This is a genomic window from Mycobacterium sp. (assembly GCF_049647605.1).
GTDB lineage: Bacteria > Actinomycetota > Actinomycetes > Mycobacteriales > Mycobacteriaceae > Mycobacterium.
Window position 1 is genome coordinate 14,168 of the sequence record NZ_JBARXZ010000217.1, and the last position, 18,520, is coordinate 32,687.

An 18,520-nucleotide genomic window follows, 5' to 3' on the forward strand; every position below is an offset into this window, starting at 1 on the left:
CGTCGCTGCGGCCGTTGTCGCACTCCCGGCTCCAACATCCGACACAGCGGGCTGCGTCGGGGTTTGGTTCCCATTCAATGGATTCAGGGTGTCATCTCTGTGTCAGCAATCACAAACTCGAGTCTTATCCGGGCGGCTTCACATTCGCCATGATTTATATCAATCGGAGGACTCGATGGACGCACCGCTGGCATCCACCCGACAATCGGGGGACCACCAAGTCGGCACTGCCCGGCAGACCACCCACAACGCGCGCAAGGCCGCAACGGCCTCGTTCCTGGGCAGCATGCTGGAGTACTACGACTTCTTCATCTACGGCTCGGCCGCCGCACTGGTCTTCCCGGCATTGTTCTTCCCGGAGAGCAATCCCGCTGTCGCGACGATCGCGGCGCTGGCCACCTTCGGAGTCGGCTACATCGCCCGTCCGCTGGGTGGTCTGATCCTCGGGCACTATGGCGACCGGATCGGGCGCAAGCGGGTACTGATCATCACCCTGACCGTGATGGGAGTGTCCAGTCTGGCTGTGGGGCTGCTGCCGACCTACGCCCAGGTGGGCGTCGTGGCGCCGATACTGCTGGTGATATGCCGACTGGGACAGGGCTTTTCGGCCGGCGGCGAAGCTGCCGGAGCGAGCACGATGACCCTGGAGCACTCACCGCTCGGGCGCCGGGGATTGTTCACCAGCTTCACCATGTCCGGCTGTATGGCGGGCATCGTGCTGGCCAACCTGGTGTTCGTTCCGGTTGCACTGCTGCCCGACGAGATCCTGTTGACGTGGGGCTGGCGGGTGCCGTTCTGGGGCAGCACCCTGGTACTGCTACTGGCGTATGTGGTGCGCCGCCGCCTCGATGAAACGCCGGTGTTCGAGGAGGCCGACGGCCGCGACGAGACAGTACGCGTGCCGGTGCAGGAGTTGATGCGGACGCAGTGGGCCGACGTCGTGCGGGTGATGTTCGCCGCGCTGTTTGCGGTGTTCCAGACGATCATGATGGTGTTCGGCTTGGCGTTCGCCACGTCCCCGGAGATCGGGGTGGATCGTTCCACCATGCTGTGGGTGTCTGTGCTGGCCAATGCCCTTGCGGTGGTGACGATTCCGATCGCGGCCGCAGTGTCCGACCGGATCGGTCGGCGCCCGGTGTGGGTCGCCGGTGCGCTGTCCTGTTCGGTTCTGGTCTTTGTCTATTTCTGGGCGATCTCGACCGGAAACGTCGGCCTGATCTTTCTCACCGGCGTGCTGCTGGTGGGTGCGGCGTACTCAGGCATGAACGGTCTGTGGCCGGCTTACTTCTCGGAGCAGTTCGCTGCCCCCGTGCGGTACTCGGGCTTTGCGGTGGGTAGCCAGCTGGGGCTGTTGCTCGCCGGATTCGCCCCCACGATCGGTTTCGCGATCATGGGGACCGGGCCCAACGGTTGGGTACCGGTCGCAGCGTTCGCGGCAATCTGCGGAGTGGTGTCGGCGGTGGCAGTGCTGTTCTCCCGCGAAACCTACGATGTCCCGATCGAGCAGCTCGGCGTGCGGCGTTGACGATCTGGAATCTGACGCCCACCGAGGTGAGGATGGGACCATGGCACGGTCGGCGAGTGGCGAGTCGGTACTCACCCGCGCAGTGCGGATTCTGCGTCTGCTGTCGGTGGGGTCGCCCAGTCTGACGGTCTCCGAGATCGCCCGGCGGGCGGAGCTGCCGATGGCAACCGCGCATCGGCTCGTCGGTGAGCTGGTGGACCTCGGTGTCCTCGAACGCGACGCCGGAAGACGGGTCCGGGTGAGTGTGCAGATGTGGGAGTGGACATCGCGTTCCTCTCGCGCGCTCGGGTTGCGCGAGACGGCGATGCCCTACTTGGAGGACCTGCACAGTGTGGTGCGGCAGCACACCCAGATCGGGGTGCTCGAGGGCACCGACGTGCTGTACCTGGAACGTCTGTCGACCCGTAACGCCGTCCGCAACGTCACGAAGATCGCGGGGCGACTGCCCATCCACGCCACGTCCGGCGGCCTGGTCCTGCTCGCGCACGCGACGGCTGAGCTGCAAGAGTCCGTGCTTTCCTCGCCGCTGCGGCGCTATACCTCGCAGACTGTCACCGAACCGGCGGAGCTGCGCAGGCTGCTGGCCGAGATTCGCAAGCAGGGCTACGCCGTCGCCGACCAGATGATCACCCCCGGCTCGCTGGGGTTGGCGGCGCCGGTGCGCGGTCCGGGCGGCGATGTGGTGGCCGCGCTGACATTGGTGCTGCCCGCCGACGACGACAAGCGCCGCCAACACATCGGTGCGTTGATGGCGACCGCGCGATCCATCTCGCGGGCACTGGGGGCGCCCGGCCCGGCCGACGATGTGGTGCGCACCCACGGTCCGCAACCGTCCGGGTCGAAATCTTCCCACTCAATGAAAACTGTGTGGTCGCAGCCACATCGGGGCGACAAGTGTGAAACACATGATCCGACACGTCGTTCTGTTCCGCTGGAAGCCCGACTTTCCGACCGAGGACAGGGAGAACTGGCTTAGCGCGGTTCGCCGGCTACCCGAGCAGATCGAGGTGCTGCGTGCTCTTGATGCGGGTCCAGATGTCCTTGGCGCGCAACGGTCGTGGGACACCGCGATCGTCGCCGACTTCGACACCGTCGGTGATATCGCGGTCTATACCGACCATCCCGCGCACCTACCGCTGATCGAGGTGTCCGCCGCCGGGGCCGACGCCGTCGCCTCGGTGGACTTCGAGATCGAAACCTCAGGAGGGACAACACCATGAACGCACCGGTACGCGGGCGCGTGCAGGACAAGGTGGCGATCGTCACCGGAGGCGCCGGTGACCTGGGTGGCGCCGTGATCCGGCGGCTGGCCGAGGAAGGCGCGACGATCGCCAACATCGACCGGGACAAGCCGGAACAAGGCTGGGGGACACCCGCGGTGATCGACCTGGTGGCCGACATCACCGACGGCGATTCGGTCCGCGAGACGGTCGCTGAGGCGGTGGCCCGGATCGGGGTACCCGACATCCTGGTCAACGTGGCCGGGATCCTGGGGCGACCGGCGCCCTCCCACGAAGCCACCGAAGACGAGTTCGACGCGGTGTTCTCGGTCAACGTCAAGGGCACCTGGCTGATGACAAAACACGTTGTACCGCTGATGATCGAACACGGCCGCGGGAGCATCGTGAACTTCTCGTCCATCCATGGTCTGACCGGAGGAGCCAATGTGCCGCTCTACCATGCCAGCAAGGGTGCGGTCCGGCTGCTGTCGAAGGCCGACGCGGTCACCTACGGCAAGTTCGGTATCAGGGTCAACTCGATCCACCCCGGCTCCATGCGCACCAGGATGAGCACAGCCTCCGCAGAGCGCAGCGCCATCGGTCCGCAGGCCTACTACCAGCAGCTGGTAGGCGGCAATCCCATCGCCAGGCAGGGGGAGCCTCGCGAAATCGCCGACGGAGTGCTGTATCTGGCGTCCGACGAATCCTCGTTCACGACCGGCACCGAGCTGGTCATCGACGGCGGCTACACCGCCCACTGATCGCAAGAAAGGTCAAGGACATGGCAATCAAGGACGTGCAGGACATCGCGCGAGACTACGACGTCATCGTCATCGGCTCCGGGGCGGCAGGCATCTCTGCCGCCCTGGCCGCCAGGCATCAAGGGCTCGAGGTCCTGGTCGTCGAGAAAGACCGCTATCTGGGCGGCACCAGCGCCATCTCAGGCGGGTGGGCGTGGGTGCCGGGCAACCGCCAGGGCGTCGAGGAAGGCGACACTCGCGAAGAGATCGAAACCTACCTCAGCGCATTGGGCGGCGACTCGCTGAACCGCGAAGCGGTCAAGGTCTTCCTCGACGAGGCGCCGGCAGCCATGGAATTCCTGGAGCAGGCCGGCGTCGAATTCGCCTACCCCGAAACCGCGCCCGACTATCAAATGGACACCCCCGGTGCGAAGAGGTCCGGTCGCGCCGTCACTGTCGCCCGCGTCGACGCCAGGGTGCTCGGCGAAGACCGGCTCCGGATGCAGCCCTATCTGTATCCCTACACGGTCTTCGGCTATATGCCCGAGATCGGGCCGGATATCGCCACCTTCATCCGTGCCAATCAGTCGCTCCCGGCGTTCGGCTATGTGATGCGCAGGCTGACCAAGACCCTCATCCAGACCGCGCTGTTCCGGCGATCTTTCGATCGGACGAACGGCAACGCTTTGATGACGCGGATGGTGGCCGCGGCCCGGCAAGCGGGTATTCCCATGGTCACCGACACCGCAGTGGTCAAGTTGGTTCGCAACGCCGACGGGGTGGTGGACACCGTGCTGGTGTCCGGCGCACATCGGGGTGCGTTGCGGGCCCGGCTCGGTGTGGTGGTCGCCGCCGGCGGATACACCGGAGACCCGGTGCTACGGGCGCAGACCTTCGCTCATGATCCGCACGGGGACAACCACATCACTCCGACCCGAGGGCATGGCGGTGACTCCTATCGGCTGGCTGCCGACCTGGGTGGGGTCCTGGACACCTCGCCGCACCAGCCTGCGTCCTGGGGGCCGGTGACGGTGTGGAAGAACCTGCGGGGCCAGGATCAGATCTATCCGCATCTGCGGGCGTTCGGGCTGCCGGGGCTGATCGCGGTGAATCGCCACGGCAACAGATTTGCCAACGAATCATTCAGCTACCACGACTTCGGGGTGGAGATGATCCGCGACAACGCCGGTGAGGACGACACCTACGGTTGGATCATTGCTGATCGGAAAGCCATGCGCACCTACGGGATCGGCTACGCCAAGCCCTGGCCGCTCCCGACGTGGTACTACAAGCGGGTCGGGTATCTCACCGAGGCAGCCACCTTGGGCGAGCTGGCAGGCAAGATCGGGATTCCGGCCGACCGGCTGGAGGCCACGGTGGCCGAATTCAACAAGGGTGCCGCTCGCGGGGAGGACCCTGCGTTTGCCCGCGGTTCGAACTGGTTCCATCACTTCAAGGGCGATATGAACCACAAGCCGAACCCGAACCTGGCCACCCTCGATCGCGGACCGTTCTATGCGGTGAAGATCCAGATGGGTGACTTGGGTTCGTATGCGGGGCTCGCGGTCAACCGGCGCAGCGAGGTCGTCACCTCAGACGGTGCGGCCATTCCGGGTCTGTATGCGGTGGGAACTGCGGCGGTGAGCGTCTTCGGTGGTGGTTACCCGGGTTACGGCGCCAACATCGGGCCTGCGCTGGTATTCGGTTACCAGGTCGGTCGCGACATCGGTGTCCACGCCGGCGAACGTGAATCCGCAGCAGGGGTCACCTCGCTGCGACCGCGCAAAGAGGTGACCGCATGACGGTCCGGACTCGGACGCAGGTCGCCATCATCGGCGGCGGCCCGGCCGGGCTGATGGTGTCACATCTGCTGCACCTGGCCGGTGTCGACAGCATCGTGGTGGAGTCCCGAACCCGGAAAGAGATCGAAACCACCCACCGCGCAGGCATTCTCGAACGGGACAGTGTCCGGCTGCTGGTCGATTCCGGAGTGTCGGATCGGGTGCTGTCCCACGGGCACGAACACCGGGGGATCGAGCTCCGGTTCGGAGGCACTTCGCATCGGATCGATTTCGCCGGCCTGGTCGGTGCGTCGACATGGCTCTACCCGCAGACCGATGTCTTCGGTGATCTCGCCGATGCCCGTGAGCGCGACGGCGGTGACATCCGGTTCGGGACGGGAAAGGCCGATGTGACCGGTGTCGAGTCCGACGTGGAAGTCCGCTACCTCGACAGCGACGGGGTGCGCCAAGAAGTGCGCTGCGACTATGTTGTCGGCGCCGACGGCTCCCGCAGCGGGTGTCGAGATCTGATTCCCCACCGGCGCCAGTTCTTTCGCGAGTACCCCTTCGCGTGGTTCGGCATCCTCGCACAGGCGCCGCCGAGTCACCCCGAGTTGATCTACGCCAGCTCGCCGCGGGGGTTTGCGTTGATCAGCCAACGCACCGCGACAATCCAGCGGATGTACTTCCAGTGCGACCCGGACACCGATGTCGCAGAGTGGTCTGACAGCCGTATCTGGGCTGAACTGCAGCGACGTGTCGACGGCGACGACGGCTTCGAGCTGCGGCAGGGGCCGATCCTCGAGAGGACGGTCTTGCCGTTCCGCAGCTTTGTGCAGGAACCGATACGGCATGGCCGCCTCCTGTTGGCCGGCGATGCCGCTCACACCGTGCCCCCAACCGGCGCAAAAGGTTTGAACCTTGCGCTCGCGGATGCTCGGGTGCTTGCCGAATGTCTGGTTCGTGCGGTGCGCAAGGACACCCCCGATGCCCTGGACGAGTACCCCAGCCGGGCGCTGCATCGGGTGTGGAAGGCTCAGCATTTCTCGTACTGGATGACCAGACTGCTGCACCGACTGCCTGGCTGCGATGAGTTCGATGAGCGACGGCAGCTGGCCGAGTTGGGTTCGGTCGTCGAGTCCGTAGCCGGTTCGACGTTTCTGGCCGAGGCCTATACGGGATGGCCGAGCTCAGTAGGAGGCCCGTCCACCTGACGCGTCGTAGACCGCACCGGTGGAGAAGCTCACTGCCGAAGACGACAGCCACGCCACCAGTTCGGCAATCTCGTCGGGCCGGCCCATCCGCGCCATCGGCGTCAATGCCTGGGATCGCGCGAGTATCGCCGGATCGGTGTCGGCATTCATCGGGCTGCTCACAGCGGCGGGCGCCACGGCGTTGACCAGGACGCCGGTGGTGGCGAGCTCCTTGCCCAGAGACTTGGTCATCGCGATGACAGCGGCCTTGGACGCCGAGTACGCGCTCTGGGTCGGGTTGCCCTCTTTGGCGGCGATGCTCGCGAGGTTCACGATCCGACCCCAGCCACGTTCGACCATGCCGGGCGCAAAGGCTCGGCACATCAGGAATGTGCCGTCGGTGTTGATGGCAAACGTGCGGCGCCACTGACTCAGGTCCAGCTCCGTCAGTGGCGCCGATGGCCCGACGACTCCGGCGCTGTTGATCAAGATGTCGACCGCGCCCACCTGATCATGCAGGGCTGCAACGGATTCCGGGTCAGAAACGTCTACATATCGGTCGGCATCCCCGGCCAGGTCGGCGGTGATGACCTCGACGTCATCGGTGGCCAGGCGCTGTGCGCACGCTTTGCCGATTCCGCTGGAGCCGCCGGTGATGAGGGCGCGTCGTGGGGTGGTGAGGGCCATCTTGCCTCTTCCGAACAAAGTCTATGTGCAGATTGCACATTAATTGATCCGTCTGTGTACATTCAGGACTATATTGGACGGGTCGCGGCTTGGGAGACGGCATGGAGATTCGCTGGGTGCAGGCGTTCATCGCGGTGGCCGAGGAGTTGCACTTCGGTCGTGCGGCCACCCGGCTGCAGATGGCGCAGTCGCCGCTGAGTCAGACCATCCGCAAGCTCGAGCGTGAACTCGGGGCCACGCTGTTCGAGCGCAGTACCCGATCGGTGTCGCTGACTGCCGCCGGGCATGCGTTTCTGCCTCATGCCCGCGCCGTGCTGGAGGAGATGCAGATGGCGCGCCAGGCCACCCGCGTCTCCGCGGGCGAGGTGTACGGGCGCATCTCGCTGGGCTTCACCGGGGTGCTCAACCACCTTTCGCTGCCACCGTTGACGCGGGCGGTGCGCCAGACCTTCCCCGGTATCGACCTCGACCTGGTGGGTCGGGTGATGACACGAGACGCCGTCCAGCAGCTCGACAGCGGTGCGCTCGATATCGCCTTCGTCGGGCTGCCCGTCGATTCCGCGGCGTTGCGCACCCGGTTGATCGCCCGCGAGCCGTTCGGTGCGGTGTTGCCCTCGGATCACCGGTTGGCGGGGGAGGCCGCTATCGACTTGCGGGACTTGGCCGATGACGATTTCATCGCCACTCCGGTTCTTGCCGGCTCAGCACTTCAGGAGATCGCCCTCGCTGCCTGCGTCGATGCCGGCTTCCGGCCTCGGGTGGTGCAGGAGATCACCGACCCCTACATGATCATGATGCTCGTGGCGGCAGGTGTCGGGGTTGCGTTGATGACCGAGGGCGTCGCCAACGTCACCCCGCCCGGAGCGGTCTACGTACCCCTTACCGGCGAGCCCGTTCTGATGTTGCACGGCATCGCCTGGTCGCCCCGCCGCGGATCGCTGGCTCGGGACGCGGTGCTGGCGCTGGGCGAGACGATTCTGCCCACGCCGCCGGCCACAAATTAAGACACGGAACTACACAGTCTCAGACGAATTCAGTGTTGGACGTAATCAAGTGCGTGGGGTCACACTTTGTCGATCGGACGCTGCACAGCACGCCGGCGACGGAAGGACACACCCTCGATGAGTACAGCCACCACCCCGGCGGCGAACCTAGGCAGCGATCGGAATGCTCGCCGCGCAGCAGTATCGGGCTTCCTGGGAAGCACCCTGGAGTACTACGACTTCTTCATCTACGGCTCCGCCGCCGCTCTGGTCTTCGGCACCGTGTTCTTCCCGGGTGGCGAGCTGTCAACGCTGCTGTCGATCGGCACCCTCGGCGTCGCCTACGTGGCACGGCCGCTCGGCGCCGTTCTCTGGGGCCACCTCGGTGACAAGATCGGCCGGCGGAACACCCTGATCGCCTGCCTGGCCCTGATGGGGGTGTCCACCTTCGTCATCGGCTGTCTGCCGACCTACGAACAGATCGGTGTGGCCGCCCCGATCATCCTGGTCCTGCTGCGCCTGCTCCAAGGCCTGTCCGCCGGCGGTGAGTCACCCGGTTCGGCGTCCCTGTCGATGGAGCACGCCCCGGAGCACCGCCGGTCGTTCTTCGCCAGCTTCACGATGAGCGGCATCATGTTCGGGATCGTGCTGTCGAGCCTGGTGTTCATCCCGGTCGCCTCGCTGCCCGACGAGGATCTCTACACCTGGGGTTGGCGGATCCCGTTCCTGATCAGCATCGTGCTCACGGTGTTGGCCTTCTGGCTGCGTCGTCAGCTCGAAGAGCCCAAGGTGTTCGAAGAAGTCAAAGCTTCCGACGAGGTGGCGACGGTGCCCGTCGTTGAACTGTTCCGCTCCCACGCCACCGCGGTGGTACGGGTGATGTTCAGCTCGACGTTTGCCATGATGAACACGATCGTGAACGTTTTCGGTCTGGCATATGCGGTGCAACACAACGGAATCGACCGCGGCACCATGCTGCTGGCGATTGCGGCGGCCAACATGGGCGCCGTGCTCACCCAACCGCTGTACGGTCTGCTGGCCGACCGTATCGGCCGCAAGCCGGTGTTCATCACCGGTGTTCTGGGCTCGGGCATGATGATGTTCGTCTACTTCCACGCCATCGGCACCGGCAACGTGACGCTGGTGTTCCTCAGCGGGATCATCCTAATCGGCGGCTTCTACGCAGCGCCCAACGGCACCTACATGGCCTCGTTCCCCGAGCAGTTCCCGGCCAAAGTCCGTTACAGCGGCATGGCGATCGGCCTGATGCTCGGCCTGCTGGTGGCGGGGTTCACGCCGATGATCGCCCAGGCGATGACCGCCGGTGACGTCACCAACTGGCAGCCCGTGGCCTGGATGTGCCTGGGGTTTGCGGTCCTGTCGGCAATCAGCTTCGCCACCGGTCCCGAGACGTACCGGACGCCCACGGCCCTGCTGGGTCTGCGGCCGGAGGAGATCGCCAAGTCCCGCAAGGACTCCTGACATGACAATCGCCACCACCCATCGCATCGGCCTGGTGGGCGAAGGCATCGCCAGTTCGTTGTCGCCGGCCCTGCACACCGCCGAAGCCAGGGCGCTCGGGTTGACGAGCTACCGTTACGAGCTTCTCGACCTGCGCTCCCTGCGGCGTTCGCCCGCCGAGACCTCAGACGTGGTGCGTGAAGCGATCGCCGCCGGCTTCACCGGATTCAACATCACCCACCCGTGCAAACAAGCCGTGATCGCCGGCCTGGACGAACTCGATCCGCACGCCGCGGCACTCGGCGCGGTCAACACGATTGTCGTCGCCGACGGTCGGCTGTTCGGCTTCAACACCGACTACAGCGGATTCCGCACTGCGCTGAGCTCGGGGTTGCCCGAGGCAGTTCTGGACACCGTGGTCCTCTGCGGCGCCGGCGGCGCCGGATCCGCTGTTGCCCATGCCCTGGCCGCGGCGGGAGCGCAGCGCCTGGTCATCACCGACACGGACCCGGCCAGAGCCCGGGCGCTGGCGGCCAAGGTACACCTGGCCCATCCCGACGCCGACGTCGTGGGACTGGGCGTCAGCGGTACCGCGGCACAGCTGGCAGACGCCGACGGTGTGGTCAACGCCTCTCCCGTCGGGATGGAGGGGTATTCGGGAACTCCGTTCGACGTGGCCGCACTCCGCCCCGAACAGTGGGTGGCCGATATCGTCTACCGGCCGGTGCGGACTGAATTGCTCAGTGCCGCAACAGCACTGGGATGCCGCATCCTCGATGGCGCTCAGATGCTGGTCGCGCAGGCCGCGGACACCCTGGCGCTCGTCACCGGTGCCGAGCCCGACCGCCAGCGGATGCGACGCCAGCTGCACGACATGCTGCGTGCCCGCGCTGCCCTGGCCTGCTGAAACCTATGACAGGAGAGGTCATGTCGACCCTGCCACCTTTTGCCGCGCCGCTCGACATCGGCGGGCTGGAACTGCGCAACCGCTTTGTGTCGGCGCCGATGGAACGCAACTACTGCGAGATCGACGGCACCATGACCGGCCGCTACATCGACTACCTGGCCAGGCGCGCCCAAGGCGGGACCGCGCTGGTGTTCACCGAAGCCAGCTACGTCCGTGCCGACGGCAAGGGCCGGATCCGGCAGATGGGAGTCGACGAGGACGACCGCATCCCCGGCATCGCGAAGATGGCCGCCGCCATCCACGCACACGGTGCGCTGGTAGGCGTGGAGCTCAACCACGGCGGGCGTACCGCCCAGGGTGCGATCAGCGGATTCGTGCCGGTGGCGCCCAGCCCCATCCCGTGCCACGTGGTCGGCGGCGAGATGCCCGAGGTCCTCGACACCGACGACATCGAGCACATCATCGAGTGCTACGGCGAAGCCGCAGCACGCTGCCAGCAGGCCGGCGTCGACGTCATCTCCCTGCACGGCGGCCACGGCTACCTCATCTCGCAGTTCATGTCGCCGGCGTACAACAAGCGCGATGACCAGTGGGCCGACCCGGTGTTGTTCGTCAACCGCGTCATCGCCGCGGTCCACGAACACGCTCCAGGAATGGTTCTGGGTCTGCGGTTTTCGGCGTTCGAAGCCGTTGACGGCGGACTGACGCCCGAGCTGATGCTCGAGCGGATGACGGCGGTGCACACCGACAAGCTGCACTTTCTGGACGTCTCGGCGGGTAACTACGAATCGGGACAGTGGATCATCCAGCCCGGGGAATGGGAGCGTGGGCTGCTGCGTGACTACGCCGAGCCGTACGCAAGCGCCTACGACATACCCGTCGGAGTCGCGGGCCGGATCAACACCCCGCAGGCCGCCGCCGACATCATCGCCGCGGGAAAGGCCGATTTTGTCAGCCTGGCCCGCACCCTGCACGCTGATCCCGACTTCCCCAACCGGGCCATCGACGGCGGCCGCTACCGGCCCTGCATCGCGTGCAACTACTGCATCGATTCCCTTGCCGCCGGGCCGATTCCCTGCTCGGTCAACCCCTGGGTGGGCCGCGAGGCCGACCAGCCGGACAAGCCCGCCGCCCAACGCGTTCGAGTCGCGGTGGTCGGTGGGGGTCCGGCCGGGATGGGTGTTGCCCGCGAACTCGCGCTGGCCGGGCACCGGGTCGATCTCTACGATGACCGCGACGAGCTCGGCGGTGATTTTGTGCTGGCATCGCGGCTGCACGAGTACCCCGAGTACCCCGAAATCGTGGATTGGTATCGCGCCGAGATCGGCGACCTCGACATCGAATGTCATCTCCGAACCCGGGTCGGCGCAGCCACTTTCGCCGACGATGTGCCCGATGCGATCGTGCTGGCCACCGGCGGCGTCGGGTTTGCGCCCCCACTGCGCGGGTCCGACAGCCGCGTGATCCGCGACGTGCGCAACTTCCTGCTCGACGGTGGCCCGGCTCCGGCCGCCGTCACCATCTATGGCGCCGACCGTGAGGCGGCCGCGGTGGCCGACGACCTGCTGCTGCAGGGCACCCGGGTGGTGCTGATCGGGCCGCAATCCGCCATCGCCCATGACGTGGGCCGACGGGCCAAGATCGTCATGCTGCCCCGCTTGGCTGCCTCGCAACAGCTGACTGCGCATCTGTCGTCGACGGTGGTGCAGGTGGAGGCCGACCGGATCCTGATCCGGTCCGCAGAGGCCGACCAATGGGTGGACGCGCCGGGCGAATTGTTGCTGTCCCATGGCGTCGAGCCCCGCACCGAGCTGCTGGCCGAGCTGCGGGCCCTGTCTCCGAGGCTGGGGGTACACGCTGTGGGCGACGCCGGAGGGGATGGCGGTTCGATCCACGCAGCGCTCGTCACGGCCGCCGACACCGCGCGCGCGATCACCGCACTTGCTGAAAAGGAAAGCAACACATGACTGCTCCGGCAATGTCCACCGATGTCCGCACTGACATTCCCACCATCGGCCTCGGTACCTGGCCGTTGACCGGCGATGAGGCCACTCGCAGTGTGCTGATGGGGATCGAGGCGGGTTATCGCCACATCGACACCGCCGCGATCTACGGCAACGAGGACGCTGTCGGCCGTGCCGTGGCCGACTGCGGTCTGCCCCGGGGGCAACTGTTCCTCACTTCGAAACTACGTGGAAACGACCATGTTTCGGGCGACATCCGGGCAGCGGTGCAGCGAAGCCTGGACGTCATGGGTCTGGACTATCTCGACATGTACCTGATCCACTGGCCGATGATCCGGTTCGACAAGTACGTAGACGCGTTTGCCGGGTTGCTGGCCTGCCGCGATGCCGGGCTGATCCGGTATGCCGGGGTGTCGAATTTTCTCGGCCACCATGTGCGCCGCGTCGCCCAGGAGTGCGATGAGGCGCCCGCGGTGAACCAGATCCAGATGGACCCGTCGCTGTGCCGGCTGCCGGTCCGGGCGGTCAACGACGAGCTCGGTGTCCTGACGTCGTCGTGGAGCCCCTTGGGCCGCGGTGAGGTGCTCGACCACCCGGTGGTCGCCGACATCGCGACGGCGCACGGATGCACTCCCGCCCAGGCGGTGTTGGCCTGGCATCTGGCACAGGGCGTGGTGCCGGTGGCGCGGTCGGCCGACGCCCAACGGCAGGCGCAGAACCTCGCGGCCTGCGAGATCAACCTCAGCCAGGACGACATCGTCCGGCTCAATGCCCTCGACCGTGGTGAGGCTGCTGCTCGCGACGTCGAACGAGAGGAACACTTCTGATGCGTATCGCGATCGTCGGATGCGGCAAGATCGCCGGTAACCACGCCCGGGCGCTGCACCGGGTGCCGGGCGTGGAGGTGGTCGCCTGCTGCGATCCGGCTCTGGACCGGGCGCAGGCCTTCGCCGCGGAACACGGGATCCCGCATGCGGTGGCGGAGCTGGATGAGCTGCTGGCGTTGGAGCTCAGCGCGGTGACCGTCTGTACCCCGCATCCGGTACACGAGAAGGTGGTGGTGTGGGCGGCGGCCGCCGGACTGCACGTGTTGTGCGAGAAACCGATCGCCGTCGAATTGGACGCGGCCGATCGGATGATCGAGGCCACCGAGCGAGCCGGCGTGACGTTCGGCGTGGTGTTCCAGCGCCGGTTCTGGCCGGCTGCGCAACGGATCCGGGCCGCCATCGACGACGGGCGGATCGGCCGTCCGGTACTGGGGGAGGTGTCGGTACTGCTGCACCGGCCCGCGGACTACTACTCCTCGGATGCTTGGCGGGGCCGCTGGGACACCGACGGCGGTGGAGTCCTGATGACCCAGGCCATCCATCAGATCGACTTGCTGGCTTGGTATCTGGGGGAACCGACACAGGTCAGCGGCGCCATTCGCACGCACACCCACGGCGCTCACATCGAAACCGAAGACGCCGCCTCGGCCGTTGTCACGTTTGCCTCCGGTGCCACCGCGACCATCACGGCCACCACCGGCGCCAACCACAACCTGGGCTGCCGGGTGACCGTGATCGGCGAGACCGGGGCCATCGGCAGTGTGCTGGAGTTCCCGGAGGGCCAGGAAGGTGTCAACGAGATCTGGACGGTGCCCGGGGAGGAACAGCTGTTCACTGCCTTCGACACCGCTGTTCCCGGCCGGCCGGACGTCGGCTCGGTCAACACGCGGCTGGGTGACTTCCACGCCGTGCAGGTGCAGGATTTCGCGGAGGCCGTGCTGACCGGCCGCCGTCCTGCCGTCACCGGGCAATCCGCGCGGACGTCGCTGGCGATCGTGACCGCGATCTACGAATCGTCGCGCACCGGTTCGGTGGTCGACCTCACCCCACGACTGCAGGAGACGGTGCTGTGACCGAAGAATTCGATGTTGTCGTAGTGGGTTCGGGCGCCGGTGGGCTGTCGACTGCGGTGGCCGCCGCCCATGGGGGTGCCCGGGTACTCGTCGTCGAGAAGGCCCCCACCTGTGGTGGGGCCACGGCATGGTCGGGCGGCTGGATGTGGACTCCGCGGCACCGATTTGCGCGAGCCGACGGGGTGGTCGAGGACATCGAGTCGCCCAAGACCTATCTGCGTCACCGCCTCGGAGAGAACTTCGACGAGGCGCGAGTCGATGCCTTCCTGACGGGCGCACCGGAGATGGTCGACTTCTTCGAAGAGCACACGGCACTGCAGTTCGTCCCCGGCGCCAAGATCGCCGACATCCACGGAGCGACTCCGGGTGCGGCCGAAGGCCAACGGCAGGTGGCACCGAAGCCGGTGCGCCTGAACACCCTCGGTGCGGATGTCGCTCGGCTGCTGCGCCGCCAACTGTGGGAGACATCGTTCCTGGGCATGGGAATCATGGCCGGACCGGACCTGCAGGCTTTTCTGCACTCCACCCGCTCATCGAAAGCATTCCTGCACTGCGCGTTCCGAGTGAGCAGGCACTTCGCCGATCTGGTGGTGTACCGCCGGGGTCAGAGCCTGGTCAACGGCACCGCACTGGTCGGCAGGCTGCTGCGGTCGGCGCTGGATGCCGGCGTGCAGATCCGGGTCAACACCGCCGCGACGGCGCTGTGCAGCGATGACGCGGGCCGCGTCACCGGGCTGCGGCTGGCCGGACCCGAGGACGCCTACACCGTGACCGCGCGCCGTGGGGTGGTGCTGGCCACCGGCGGGTTCAGCCATGATGTCGACTTGCGCCGGGAACTGTTCGGCGGCACCACAACCGGCCACGAACACTGGACGCTGCCGCCGGCGGGCTCCACCACCGGTGACGGGCTGCGGCTGGCGCAGACTGTCGGTGGCCGCCTGGACCGGTCGGTGGCCTCGGCAGCGGCATACTGCCCGGTGTCGTTGGTGCGTTACGTCAACGGTCGCCGTGGCGTGTTCCCGCACATCCTGGACCGCGGCAAACCCGGCGTGATCGGGGTGCTCGCCGACGGTCGCCGATTTGTCAATGAAGCCAACGGCTACCACGACTACACCTCGGCGATGGTGGCGGCCGTTCCGGATGGCCAGCAGGTGTGCTCCTGGCTGATCGCCGACAAGCGGTACATGAAGTACTACCCGCTGGGTACCGCCAAACCGCTGCCGGTGCCACGGCTGAATCACCTGCTCTCCGGCTACCTTCGGCGGGGGCGCACCCTGGCGGAGCTGGCGCAGAAATGCGGGATCGACCCGCATGGCCTGGAGAAGACCGTTGCGGCGTTCAACGACAGCGCCCGATTCGGCGAGGACCCCGAGTTCGGGCGGGGGACAACGGCCTTCAACCGGGGCTCGGGTGACGCCGACAACCCGTGGCCGAACCCCTCGTTGGCGCCGTTGGAGAAGGGGCCGTTCTACGCGGTCAAACTGGTGCCCGGCAGCTTCGGGACCTTCGCCGGGCTGGTCACCGACGCATCGTCGCGGGTACTGGCCGACGACGACACCCCGATAGCCGGGCTGTACTCGGTGGGGGTGGACGCCGCCAGCGTGATGGGCGGGCACTACCCGTCAGGTGGGATCAACATCGGCCCCGCCATGACATTTGGCTACTTGACAGGAAAGGCATTGGGAACACCCTCATGAACGCACCACTGGGGCTGGCCGCACTGACCATATTGGACATCGCGCCGGTCGAACACATCGGATTGGCGCAGCAGCACGGATTCGACACGGTCGGATTGCGGCTGCTGCCCGCCGCGCCGGGCACCGCCGCCTATCCGATTCACCAGGATCCGGCCGCGTTGCGGGAAGTGCTTGCCCGACTCGACGACTCGCCGATCAGCGTGTTCGACATCGAGATCATCCGCATCGCCGCCGACTTCGAGGCGGCCGCCTACACGGAGCTGCTGGAGGCGTCCGCGACGTTGGGGGCGCGGGCGGTGCTGGTCGCCGGCGACGACCACGATTTGGGTCGACTGGCCGATTCCTATGCGGCACTGGCCATGCTGTGTGCCCAGTACAACATCGCCGCCAGCCTGGAGTTCATGCCGTGGACGTCGGTTCCCGACGCGCGTACCGCGATGTCGATCGTGGAGCAGGCCGACGGCCCGGCCCGTTCGGTACTGGTGGACACCCTGCATGCCGGGCGCTCGGCCACCACTGTGGAGGACCTGCGCGCAATCCCCGCCAACTGGGTGCACTACGCGCAACTCTGCGATGGTTCGGTGCCCACCCCGGACACCGACGCCGAATTGATCCGGCAGGCCCGTGAGCAACGACTGGTACCGGGAGAGGGCGGGATCGATCTTGTCGGCATCTGGTCGGCGCTACCGGCGGGAACCCCGATCAGCGTCGAGCTGCCCAACGAACCGCAGCGCCATGCCATGGGCACCGGCGCCTGGCTCGATCACCTGGCCGCCGCCGCCCGCGCCACGGTCGGCGCCTGCGTTCCGGTCAGCTGAGTACCTGCGCGGCGATCCGGAAAGCGGTGTTGGCGTCCGGCACACCGCAGTAGATCGCCGTCTGCAGCAGCACTTCCTTGATCTCGTCAACGGTGAGGCCGTTGCGGCGTGCGGCGCGCAGGTGCATCGCCAGCTCCTCGTGATGCCCCCGCGCGACGAGTGCGGTCAAGGTGATCAGGGACCGGCTGCGCCTATCCAGACCCGGCCGGGTCCAAATGGTGCCCCAGGCGTAGCGGGTGATCAGATCCTGGAAGTCGGCGGTGAAATCCGTTGTCGCCGCGATGGACCGGTCGACGTGCTCGTCGCCGAGCACGTCGCGTCGCACCGCCATTCCCGCCGTGTAGACGTCGGGGGCGGCGTGTGCGGCGATCAGATCGGCGACCTTCAACGGCATCTCTGCCGGGGCCAGATGCCCGACCCCGTCCACCACGACAAGCGCACCGTCGGAGACGCCGGATACGATGCGGCTCAATGACTCCACCGGGGTCGCAACATCCTGTGCGCCCGCGACGCACAGCACCGGTGAGCTGATCTCGCCCAGGCGGTCGGTGACGTCGAATCGACCGAGAGCCTCACACAACAGTGCGTAGCTCTCGGCATCGGTGTCGCGCAGCGCATGCAGCAGCGTCGAACTGACATCGGGGTGGGTCTCGACAAACCCCGCGGCGAACCAGCGTTGCGGTTGCGTCGCGAGCAGGGCGCTGGTGCCGGAGGCTCGTACGGTGGCGGCCCGGTCGGCCCACGAGTCGGCCGTACCGATCGCGGCACCGGAACACAGCACCGAAACAGTGCGGATCCGGTTGGGGGAGTCCAAGGCCAGTTGCAGTCCGACACAACCGCCTACCGAGTCTCCGGCGTAGTGGAATGTGGCCGCCGGCTCCACTCTGTCGACCAGTGCGACCACCGCGGCGGCAAGGTCGGCGATCGCGAACCCGGTGGTGTGTGCCGGCGTCGAGCCGTGGCCGGGAAGATCCCAGGCGATCACCCGGAACCGCGCGGCGAGGCGGCGCGCTGCCGTGGCCCACAGCGTCGCGGCGGACGTGCCCAGCGACGGGCCGAGCAGCAGCAACGGCGCTTCGGCGGGACCGCCGAAATCGGTGCCGGTGATCGTCAGGGCAGCGCTCATGACAGTTCCTCCAGTTCGTCGGCCCGCCGGATCGCTGCGTCGACGAATACGTCGGCGGCACCGAGATAGGACGCTCCGGGTGGGCGCCCGGTCAGCTCGCTCATCGTGTGTTGCTCGGTCAGAATCCCCTCGGCGGCAGCAAGGTTGGCTGCAGCGCGGGCGGCGTCGAAAATCAGACCGCTCAGCAGCTCGGAAGCCTGCGCCGCGGCCGCGACGGTGCGGCGGGCCAGGGTCGACAGCGTCGACCATTCTGCGTGCCAGGCACCGTCGGCACGTTCGTCGACGGTGGTGGCCGAGGCCAGGTGCAGCGTGGCGCCCAGGGCCGGCGCGGTCAGCGCCGCCCGGCGCAGCAGGACCGCGCCCACCGGGTTGCGCTTGTGCGGCATGGTCGACGAGCCACCGGCGTCGCTCTGGGAGAACTCGGCGATCTCGAACCGGCTGCCGGTGGCCACGTCCGCGGCGATATGCCCCCAGGCATCACAGCAGCCGACGAGGGCGTCGCCGGCGCGGGTGAACAC

15 protein-coding genes and 2 pseudogenes are annotated in these 18,520 nt (G+C 66.9%); 14 read left to right on the top strand and 3 right to left on the bottom strand.

Features of this window, described 5'->3' with window-relative positions; translation table 11 throughout:
- Positions 1-175: 175 nt before the first annotated feature.
- The 6 genes and pseudogenes from WBB07_RS26925 (at position 176) to WBB07_RS26950 (ending at position 6,480) form a co-directional block, all read left to right on the top strand.
- A complete protein-coding gene (locus tag WBB07_RS26925) occupies positions 176-1,525 on the top strand; it encodes an MFS transporter (protein ID WP_526312372.1) in 1,350 nt (449 codons plus the stop codon).
- A 40-nt stretch (positions 1,526-1,565) separates the two neighbouring features.
- Positions 1,566-2,312 (top strand): annotated as a pseudogene (locus WBB07_RS26930) (IclR family transcriptional regulator); the annotation flags it as partial.
- 118 nt (positions 2,313-2,430) lie between these two features.
- Entirely contained in the window at positions 2,431-2,745 is a 315-nt protein-coding gene (locus WBB07_RS26935; RefSeq protein WP_526312374.1) for a Dabb family protein, read from the top strand.
- A complete protein-coding gene (locus WBB07_RS26940; RefSeq protein ID WP_526312376.1) occupies positions 2,742-3,506 on the top strand; it encodes an SDR family NAD(P)-dependent oxidoreductase in 765 nt (254 codons plus the stop codon). The genes WBB07_RS26935 and WBB07_RS26940 overlap by 4 nt, the downstream gene beginning before the upstream one ends.
- A 20-nt stretch (positions 3,507-3,526) precedes the next feature.
- On the top strand, positions 3,527-5,287 hold the full coding sequence (gene chcC2 / locus WBB07_RS26945) for a 4-oxocyclohex-2-ene-1-carboxylate 5-dehydrogenase (protein ID WP_526312378.1): 1,761 nt from the start codon (positions 3,527-3,529) through the stop codon (positions 5,285-5,287).
- Positions 5,284-6,480 (top strand): 4-hydroxybenzoate 3-monooxygenase, encoded by a 1,197-nt coding sequence (locus tag WBB07_RS26950; RefSeq protein ID WP_526312380.1) that lies wholly within the window; start codon positions 5,284-5,286, stop codon positions 6,478-6,480. Before chcC2 ends, WBB07_RS26950 begins: the two co-directional genes overlap by 4 nt.
- Here WBB07_RS26950 and WBB07_RS26955 read toward each other — a convergent pair.
- Positions 6,457-7,146 carry an SDR family NAD(P)-dependent oxidoreductase gene (locus WBB07_RS26955; RefSeq protein WP_526312382.1) on the bottom strand — a complete coding sequence of 230 codons (690 nt, stop codon included), beginning with the start codon at positions 7,144-7,146 and terminating at the stop codon, positions 6,457-6,459. The two genes, WBB07_RS26950 and WBB07_RS26955, sit on opposite strands and share 24 nt — an antisense overlap.
- A gap of 101 nt (positions 7,147-7,247) precedes the next feature.
- Between WBB07_RS26955 and WBB07_RS26960 the strand changes: the two genes are divergently transcribed.
- From WBB07_RS26960 to WBB07_RS26995, 8 genes are all read left to right on the top strand, one after another.
- A complete protein-coding gene (locus WBB07_RS26960; RefSeq protein WP_526312384.1) occupies positions 7,248-8,150 on the top strand; it encodes a LysR family substrate-binding domain-containing protein in 903 nt (300 codons plus the stop codon).
- Between the two features lie 117 nt (positions 8,151-8,267).
- On the top strand, positions 8,268-9,611 hold the full coding sequence (locus WBB07_RS26965) for an MFS transporter (protein ID WP_526312386.1): 1,344 nt from the start codon (positions 8,268-8,270) through the stop codon (positions 9,609-9,611).
- 1 nt (position 9,612) lies between these two features.
- Positions 9,613-10,497 carry a shikimate dehydrogenase family protein gene (locus tag WBB07_RS26970; RefSeq protein WP_526312388.1) on the top strand — a complete coding sequence of 295 codons (885 nt, stop codon included), beginning with the start codon at positions 9,613-9,615 and terminating at the stop codon, positions 10,495-10,497.
- Positions 10,498-10,517: 20 nt separating this feature from the next.
- A complete protein-coding gene (locus WBB07_RS26975; RefSeq protein WP_526312390.1) occupies positions 10,518-12,464 on the top strand; it encodes an oxidoreductase in 1,947 nt (648 codons plus the stop codon).
- Positions 12,461-13,288, top strand: coding sequence for an aldo/keto reductase (locus WBB07_RS26980; protein WP_526312392.1), 828 nt, complete (start codon positions 12,461-12,463; stop codon positions 13,286-13,288). The genes WBB07_RS26975 and WBB07_RS26980 overlap by 4 nt, the downstream gene beginning before the upstream one ends.
- Positions 13,288-14,361, top strand: a complete 1,074-nt coding sequence (locus WBB07_RS26985) for a Gfo/Idh/MocA family protein (protein WP_526312394.1) — start codon at positions 13,288-13,290, stop codon at positions 14,359-14,361. Before WBB07_RS26980 ends, WBB07_RS26985 begins: the two co-directional genes overlap by 1 nt.
- Entirely contained in the window at positions 14,358-16,058 is a 1,701-nt protein-coding gene (locus WBB07_RS26990; protein WP_526312396.1) for an FAD-dependent oxidoreductase, read from the top strand. Before WBB07_RS26985 ends, WBB07_RS26990 begins: the two co-directional genes overlap by 4 nt.
- Positions 16,055-16,876, top strand: a complete 822-nt coding sequence (locus WBB07_RS26995; protein ID WP_526312398.1) for a sugar phosphate isomerase/epimerase family protein — start codon at positions 16,055-16,057, stop codon at positions 16,874-16,876. The genes WBB07_RS26990 and WBB07_RS26995 overlap by 4 nt, the downstream gene beginning before the upstream one ends.
- On the opposite strand, the gene pcaDC is transcribed toward WBB07_RS26995, so the two are convergent.
- On the bottom strand, positions 16,869-18,002 hold the full coding sequence (gene pcaDC, locus WBB07_RS27000) for a bifunctional 3-oxoadipate enol-lactonase/4-carboxymuconolactone decarboxylase PcaDC (protein WP_526312400.1): 1,134 nt from the start codon (positions 18,000-18,002) through the stop codon (positions 16,869-16,871). The two genes, WBB07_RS26995 and pcaDC, sit on opposite strands and share 8 nt — an antisense overlap.
- Positions 17,999-18,520 (bottom strand): annotated as a pseudogene (locus WBB07_RS27005) (3-carboxy-cis,cis-muconate cycloisomerase); the annotation flags it as partial. The gene pcaDC and the pseudogene WBB07_RS27005, both read right to left, overlap by 4 nt.

Coding starts and splice junctions, on each gene's coding strand:
- WBB07_RS26985 (WP_526312394.1), top strand. CDS start 13,288: ATGCGTATCGCGATCGTCGGATGCGGCAAGATCGCCGGTAACCACGCC.
- WBB07_RS26940 (WP_526312376.1), top strand. CDS start 2,742: ATGAACGCACCGGTACGCGGGCGCGTGCAGGACAAGGTGGCGATCGTC.
- WBB07_RS26975 (WP_526312390.1), top strand. CDS start 10,518: ATGTCGACCCTGCCACCTTTTGCCGCGCCGCTCGACATCGGCGGGCTG.
- WBB07_RS26950 (WP_526312380.1), top strand. CDS start 5,284: ATGACGGTCCGGACTCGGACGCAGGTCGCCATCATCGGCGGCGGCCCG.
- WBB07_RS26925 (WP_526312372.1), top strand. CDS start 176: ATGGACGCACCGCTGGCATCCACCCGACAATCGGGGGACCACCAAGTC.
- WBB07_RS26980 (WP_526312392.1), top strand. CDS start 12,461: ATGACTGCTCCGGCAATGTCCACCGATGTCCGCACTGACATTCCCACC.
- WBB07_RS26935 (WP_526312374.1), top strand. CDS start 2,431: ATGATCCGACACGTCGTTCTGTTCCGCTGGAAGCCCGACTTTCCGACC.
- WBB07_RS26960 (WP_526312384.1), top strand. CDS start 7,248: ATGGAGATTCGCTGGGTGCAGGCGTTCATCGCGGTGGCCGAGGAGTTG.
- WBB07_RS26965 (WP_526312386.1), top strand. CDS start 8,268: ATGAGTACAGCCACCACCCCGGCGGCGAACCTAGGCAGCGATCGGAAT.
- pcaDC (WP_526312400.1), bottom strand. CDS start 18,002: ATGAGCGCTGCCCTGACGATCACCGGCACCGATTTCGGCGGTCCCGCC.
- WBB07_RS26995 (WP_526312398.1), top strand. CDS start 16,055: ATGAACGCACCACTGGGGCTGGCCGCACTGACCATATTGGACATCGCG.
- chcC2 (WP_526312378.1), top strand. CDS start 3,527: ATGGCAATCAAGGACGTGCAGGACATCGCGCGAGACTACGACGTCATC.
- WBB07_RS26955 (WP_526312382.1), bottom strand. CDS start 7,146: ATGGCCCTCACCACCCCACGACGCGCCCTCATCACCGGCGGCTCCAGC.
- WBB07_RS26970 (WP_526312388.1), top strand. CDS start 9,613: ATGACAATCGCCACCACCCATCGCATCGGCCTGGTGGGCGAAGGCATC.